Below are 6,479 nucleotides of genomic sequence, written 5' to 3' on the forward strand. Positions count from 1 at the left end.
GCCGCCGTCGGCGCGGCAGTCATGGGCGCCGCTGCCGCGGCGGCGCGCGCCGCGCCCACCACGGCAACTGATCGCCATCCGCACGCCGATCTCGCGGCGGGCGCGCTGGATCCTGATGACGTTGTCGTTCCTGGTTCCGGCGGTGACGTGGTGGGTGCTCACCGAGACCGAGGTGGCCTTGCCCCGGTACCTGCCCTCGCCGGGCGCGGTGCTGGCGGCGGGGATCGAGATGGTCTCCTCCGGTGACCTGTTCGAGGACCTGTGGGCGTCCTCCGAGCGGGTGCTCTACGGGTTCGGCCTGGCCCTGCTGGTCTCCCTGCCGCTCGGCATCCTGATCGGCACCTACAGGGCGGGCCAGGCGCTCTTCGAACCGTTGATCGCGTTGCTGCGCTACCTGCCCGCGCCGGCGTTCATCCCGCTGTTCGTGATCTGGCTGGGCCTCGACGAGGAGCCCAAGATCGCCCTCGTGTTCGTCGGCACGGTCTTCTTCAGCACGCTGATGACCGCGGACGTCGCGCGAAACGTGCCACGCAAGCTGATCGACGTGTCCTACACGCTCGGCGCCACGCAGGGCGAGGTCCTGCGCAAGGTCATCGTGCCGCACGCGCTGCCCGGCATGATCGACGCGACCCGGGTCAACGTCGCGGGCGCCTGGATGCTGCTCGTGATCGCCGAGGTGGTCAACTCCACGGACGGCCTGGGCCGCAGCATCATGCAGTCCCAGCGCTTCTCCCGGATCGACGAGATGTTCGTGGTCTTCGTCGTGTTCGGGCTGATCGGCGTCACCACCGACGTGCTGTTACGGCTGCTGCGAACGTGGGTGGGCCGATGGGCGGCGTGAGGGACGGCCTGCGGGACGGCGTGGAGGTCGCCACGGCCACGCCGCCGGACGCCGAGCACGAGCCCCGGATGCTCGAACTGCGTGGGGTGGTCAAGGACTACCGGGTCCGCGGCCGCACGAAGCGCGCGCTGGACGACGTCAACCTGCGCGTGCGGCGCGGCGAGTTCCTCAGCGTGCTCGGCGCGAGCGGGTCGGGCAAGTCGACGCTGCTCTCGCTCGTCGCCGGACTGGCGGCGCCGACCGAGGGGGAGATCCTGCTCGACGGCGCGCCCGTCACCGGTCCGGGCCCGGACCGCGGCCTGGTCTTCCAGTCCAGCTCGCTGTACCCGTGGCGCACCGTGGAGCGCAATGTCGCGTTCGGACTCGAGCTGCTCGCGCTGAAACGAGCCGAGCGCAAGCGTCGCGTGGCGTGGTACCTGGCCGAGACCGGCCTCACCGAGTACGCGCGCACGCTCCCCGGCCAGCTCTCCGGCGGGCAGCAGCAGCGCGTCGCGATCGCCCGGGCGCTCGCCTGTGAGCCCGAGGTCCTCCTGCTCGACGAGCCGTTCGGCGCGCTCGACGTGCAGACCAAGGAGGACATGCAGGTGCTCATCAGGCAGATCTGGCAGGACACCGGCATCACCGTGCTCATGGTCACCCACGACGTGGAGGAGGCCGTGTTCCTCGGCCAGCAGGTCGTGGTGCTGGCGTCGGACCCCGGGCGGATCGCGGCCCGGGTGGAGGTGCCGCTGCCGGACGGCCGGGAGTTGGCGATCAAGCACGCGAAGGACTTCCTCGAGCTCCGTGCCTCGCTCGAGGACCTCGTCCGGGCCCAGCACCACGGCACGGTGACCAGCCCGGGGACCAAGGGGAAGTGATGAGTCGACCAGGAAAGCTGGCCAGGTACGGCGGCGCCGCGCGGGGGATCCTCAGCAGGCTGCGCATCCGCGGGAAGCTGAACCTGCTCCTGGCGCTCCCGCTGACCGCCATCCTCCTGGTGGCCGTCCCGTTCGTGACCGTGCAGATCGACAACGCCGGATCCGCGGCGCGCACGGCCGGCCTGTCCGGGCAGACGCGTGACCTCGGCGCCCTCGTCTCCCAGCTACAGCGGGAACGGCTCGTGATGTCGGCGTACCTGGCCGGCGTGACCAACCGGGACGTCGTCACCCGGCAGTACGAGGCCGTCGACGAGCGGGTGGAGCAGGTGCAGGCGGCGCTGGGGGAGGACGCGTCCGACGAGCTGACACAGGCGCTCGAGGCCGTCGGCGCGCTGGACAGCCTGCGCCAGTCGGTGCTGGACCGGGCCGCGACGCAGGAAAGCGTCGCCCGTACCTACCTCGCCACGGACAACGCGCTCATCGACGCGCTGCGGCTGGTCCCGCAGCAGGGCAGCGACGCCGAGGGCACCCGGCAGCTCACCGCGCTCGAGGCCTTGCTGCGAGCCAACGAGCAGGGCACGCTGGCCGGGATGGCGTTGATCATCGCCGCCACCGACAGGGAGGCCGGCCAGCCGATCCTGGACGACGCGATCGCCGAGGCGCAGATCTCGACGGTGCGGTTCGTCCAGCAGTCCGACATCGACCAGGCCGGGCTCGTGGTCGCGGTCGAGCAGGGCGACGAGGCACGGGCGGTGGAGACGCTGATCGAGCGCGCCCCCGAGCAACGCAACGCGAGCGAGTCCGACTCGTTCGCGGCGTCCGCGTTCAACTCCGTCGGCGCGCAGTCGAAGCTCCGCGAGGTCGTGCAGGACCAGGTGACCTCCCAGATCACCGCCGCCGCGCAGAGCCGGGCCGACGGCGCGGCCACCGTGGCGTGGTTGGTCGGTGGCGCGGTCGCGCTGCTCTTCGCGCTCGTCGCCCTGCTCGCGGTCACCGTCAGCCGGTCGATCGCGAACCCGATGAAGCGGCTGACCAGGGCCGCCAGTGACGTGGCCACGCTCGCCGACACCGAGCTGGTGCGCGTGGCCGACACCGAGCTGCCGAGCGGGCAGGTGCCCCGGCTCGCCGCGATCGAGGTGTCCACAAGGGACGAAGTCGGTGAGCTGGCCCAGGCGTTCAACCGGGTCCAGGCGACCGCGACGATGCTCGTGGAACGGCAGGCCGTCACCCGGCAGAACGTCAGCATGATGTTCGCCAACGTGGCGCAGCGGACGCAGAACCTGGTCGGTCGCCAGCTCACGCTCGTCGACGAGCTCGAGCGAAACGAGCAGGACACCCGGCTGCTGAGCAGCCTCTACCGGCTGGACCACCTGTCGACCCGCCTGCGCCGCACGGCCGACAACCTGCTCGTCGTCGCCGGCACCCGCAACGAGACCAAGCTGTACGGCCCGATGGAGCTCACCACCGCCCTGCGGTCGGCCCTCGCGGAGATCGAGGACTACCAACGGGTCCGGCTCGACGAGGTCGTCGACATCACGCTGGACGGCGCGATCGGGCCGGACCTGGTGCTGGTGTTCGCCGAGTTATTCGAGAACGCGACCTCCTACTCGCCGCCGGAGACCGCGGTCGACGTCGGTACGCGGCTGCTCGTCGACGGCTCGTGCCTGGTCAACATCATCGATCACGGCATCGGCATGCCCCACGATCGGCTGGCCGAGGAGAACCGGCGGCTGGTGGCCCGCGAGCGGCTCGACATCGCGCCGACCAGCATGCTGGGGCTGTTCGTGGTGGGCCGGCTGGCTCGCCGCCACCACCTGACCGTCGCGATGGCCACGACCGACGGCGGCGGCGTCACCGTCGACGTCGTCATCCCCGAGGACCGGTTCCACCGCAACGACGAGCCCCAGACGGCACCGCAGCCGGCCATCCAGGAAAGCTCGCTCGACGCCCAGCTGCTGCCGGAGGGGGTGAAGATCCCGGCGGCGTTCTCGCAGGGGTTCCAGTGGTTCCCCGGGCCCGCCCCGGAACCCACGGCGGAGCCGGCGTACCTGGCCGACTCCGCCGGGCCGATGACCGGTGCGATGGGTACCGCCGAGACGACGGTGGCCGCGATGGCGAGTGGGGTGAGCAATATGGCAGGCAACGGGTCGGGGAACGGAGCGCAGGAGACGACCGTGGCGCAGCGCGGTGGCCTACGTCGCCGGGTCGCGGGTGCGCAGCTGCCGGGAGCCGCTCCGCCGGGGCGGCCGACGGGACCGCCGACCGGGCCGCAGACGGGGCCGCTGCCCACGGATCCCGGCCGGCACGCGCAGCGGGACGCCGCCCAGGAACGAGGCGCCTTCGAGGGCTTCGAGTCCGCCGTCGCCCGGGCCAACGAGCGGTTTCCCGCCACCCAGCCCGCGGGGGAGATCTCCCCGGACGGCACCCGGGCGGGACTCTCGCGGCGGGTGCCGGGCGAGAGCATGGCGCCGGGCCTGCGCGTGGCGAATCCCGGCCGCCCACCCGCCCGGGTCAGCACCCGGTGGCAGGAGCGGGATCCCACCGCGGACCGCGCGAAGCTGGACGAGTTCACCCACGGCTTGTCCCGCGCCGGCGTGGCACCGCCCTACCGGAAAACCGGCGGATGACCACCACCACGCGACGTGAGACCTATCAGACGAAGGGGAGCACCTGATGACCAAGCCCGTCACCGGAGTCAGCGTTGAAGCGCAGAACTTCAACTGGCTGGTGGCCCGGTTCGCGCAGAACACAGCCGGCGCGATCGCGGCGATCACCGTGTCCGCGGACGGTCTGCTGATCGCCCAGTCCGCCGAGCTGACCCGCCAGAACGCCGATCGGCTCGCGGCAATCGCGTCCGCGATGCTCGGCCTCGCCAACGGCGTGTCGGACAGCCACCCGCTCGGCATGCCGGACAAGATCATCATCGAGATGGAGCGTGGGTACCTTCTCGTCTGCACCATCAGCATCGGCTGCTCGCTCGGCGTGCTGGCGTCCAAGGACGCCGGCCTGGGCACGATCGCCTACGAGATGGCGATGTTCGCCAACCGGGCCAGCTCCGTGCTCACCCCACAGCTGATCGAAGAGCTCCGGAACACGGCCGGAGTTTAGGGCCGCGATGTGAGGTGATCCCAGTGAGCCGTGCCGCGGAACCGCCGGAGCGTGACGTCTCGGGACTCCGGCCGTACCTGCTCACGTCCGGGCGCGCACAGCCGGTGGACCAGTCGCTGGAGATCGAGGCCCAGGTGGCGACCAGCACGCATGGTGCGAGATCACCGCAGGGCCTCACGTTCGAACACCGGGACATCGTGGAGCTCTGCCGCACGACCATGTCGGTGGCGGAGATCGCCGCGTTGCTCCGGTTGCACATCGGGGTGGCACGAGTGTTGGTGGCCGACCTGGCCGCCTTGGGCTATGTCGTCGTGCGGCGTCCTGCCGCCGCCATCGACCAAGATCTGAGCATGATCGAAAGGGTCATTCGTGGACTCGAAGCAATCCGCTGAGCCGGTCGCGCAGCACCGGCCCCCGACCCCGGTGAAGATCATCATCGCGGGCGGGTTCGGTGTCGGCAAGACGACCGCGGTCGGTTCCATCTCGGAGATCAAGCCGTTGCGCACGGAGGCGGCGATGACGTCGGCCGGCGTCGACGTCGACATCGCCGACCACACCCCCGGCAAGACCACCACCACGGTCGCGCTGGACTTCGGCTGCATCACGATCGACGACGAGGTCAAGCTGTACCTGTTCGGCACGCCCGGGCAGGACCGCTTCGGCTTCATGTGGCGCGACCTCGTCCACGGCGCGCTTGGTGCACTCGTCATCGTGGACACGCGCCGGATGGACGACTGCTTCCCGGCGGTCGACTACTTCGAGAAGGCGGGCCTGCCGTTCGTGGTCGGGGTCAACCTCTTCGACGGCATGCTCTCCCACCACGTCGAGGACGTCCGCTGGGCGCTCGCGGTGGGTGACTCGGTGCCGCTGATCACGTTCGACGCGCGCAACAAGCTGTCGGTCCGCGACGCGCTGCTCGCCGTGCTGCACAACACCTTCCGCGCGCAGACCGAGGCGACGGCCGGCGCCCGCTGACAGCGAGCTCCCGGCCGCCACGCGGACCGGGAGCTCGCCGTATATGGGTCGGGTTCGTGGCTCAGTAGCCGACGTAGTCGCCGCCGTCCTGCACCGCGCGGACGCCCGGCACGTTCGAGATCGAGCCGTAGCGGTCGATCGCGTACCGGGTGCCGGCGAGGATGTTGTCCACCGGCGCCCAGATGTTGCCGTAGCCGGGCAGGTGGTGCTCGGCGAACGTCGAGTCGATCGTCTGCATCAGACCTTTCGACGGGTGGCCCGCGGTCGCGTTGGAGTCCCACAGGTTGATCGCGTGGGGGTTGTTGCTGGACTCGTGCTGGATGAGCCCGGCCATCTGGTCGGCGTTCATCAGCGACGGGTCCACGCCCTGGTCGACGAGCACCTGCCGGGCGGTCTCGATCCACTCCTGGACCTGCTGCGGGCTCGCGGCCTGGCCCTCGTCCGGCGGCGGTCCGGTCGGTCCCCACGACGGAACGCCGGGAGGCGGTGCCGGCCACCGGCTCGGGTCGGCCGCCGGTGCGCCCTGGCCCATGGCCGGCGCCTGGGCGGGAGGGGCGACCGGAGGTCCGGCTTGTGCGGTTTGGGGGCCGGTGCCGGTGCCGGCCGCCGTGGGGGTCGCGCTGAGGGGGCCACCGGTGGTGGTGTGTTGGGGGGTGGTGATCTGCACGCCGCTGCCGGTGCCGGCGGCTGTGGGGGTG

At 71.2% G+C, this 6,479-nt stretch carries 7 protein-coding genes; 6 read left to right on the forward strand and 1 reads right to left on the reverse strand.

The window, feature by feature from the left end:
* The 6 genes from ACRDTB_RS36840 to ACRDTB_RS36865 all read left to right on the forward strand — a co-directional run.
* On the forward strand, nt 1-841 hold an 841-nt coding region (locus ACRDTB_RS36840), incomplete at its 5' end, for an ABC transporter permease (RefSeq protein ID WP_431436890.1).
* Nucleotides 842-909: 68 nt separating this feature from the next.
* Nucleotides 910-1,698 (forward strand): ABC transporter ATP-binding protein, encoded by a 789-nt coding sequence (locus ACRDTB_RS36845; RefSeq protein WP_431436896.1) that lies wholly within the window; start codon nt 910-912, stop codon nt 1,696-1,698.
* The gene (locus ACRDTB_RS36850) at nt 1,698-4,325 is read left to right on the forward strand and encodes a sensor histidine kinase (protein ID WP_431436891.1); all 2,628 of its coding nucleotides are present in this window, start codon (nt 1,698-1,700) and stop codon (nt 4,323-4,325) included. Before ACRDTB_RS36845 ends, ACRDTB_RS36850 begins: the two co-directional genes overlap by 1 nt.
* 46 nt (nt 4,326-4,371) lie before the next feature.
* Nucleotides 4,372-4,806, forward strand: a complete 435-nt coding sequence (locus ACRDTB_RS36855; RefSeq protein ID WP_431436892.1) for a roadblock/LC7 domain-containing protein — start codon at nt 4,372-4,374, stop codon at nt 4,804-4,806.
* 23 nt (nt 4,807-4,829) lie between these two features.
* Complete coding sequence (locus ACRDTB_RS36860) at nt 4,830-5,198, forward strand: DUF742 domain-containing protein (RefSeq protein WP_431436893.1); 369 nt, start codon at nt 4,830-4,832, stop codon at nt 5,196-5,198.
* Nucleotides 5,176-5,781 (forward strand): GTP-binding protein, encoded by a 606-nt coding sequence (locus tag ACRDTB_RS36865; RefSeq protein ID WP_431436894.1) that lies wholly within the window; start codon nt 5,176-5,178, stop codon nt 5,779-5,781. The genes ACRDTB_RS36860 and ACRDTB_RS36865 overlap by 23 nt, the downstream gene beginning before the upstream one ends.
* Nucleotides 5,782-5,842: 61 nt before the next feature.
* On the opposite strand, the gene ACRDTB_RS36870 is transcribed toward ACRDTB_RS36865, so the two are convergent.
* Nucleotides 5,843-6,479, reverse strand: a 637-nt coding sequence (locus tag ACRDTB_RS36870) for a transglycosylase SLT domain-containing protein (protein ID WP_431436895.1), incomplete at its 5' end; no start/stop codon positions are given.

It is taken from the genome of Actinophytocola sp. (assembly GCF_050699935.1).
Lineage (GTDB): Bacteria > Actinomycetota > Actinomycetes > Mycobacteriales > Pseudonocardiaceae > Actinophytocola.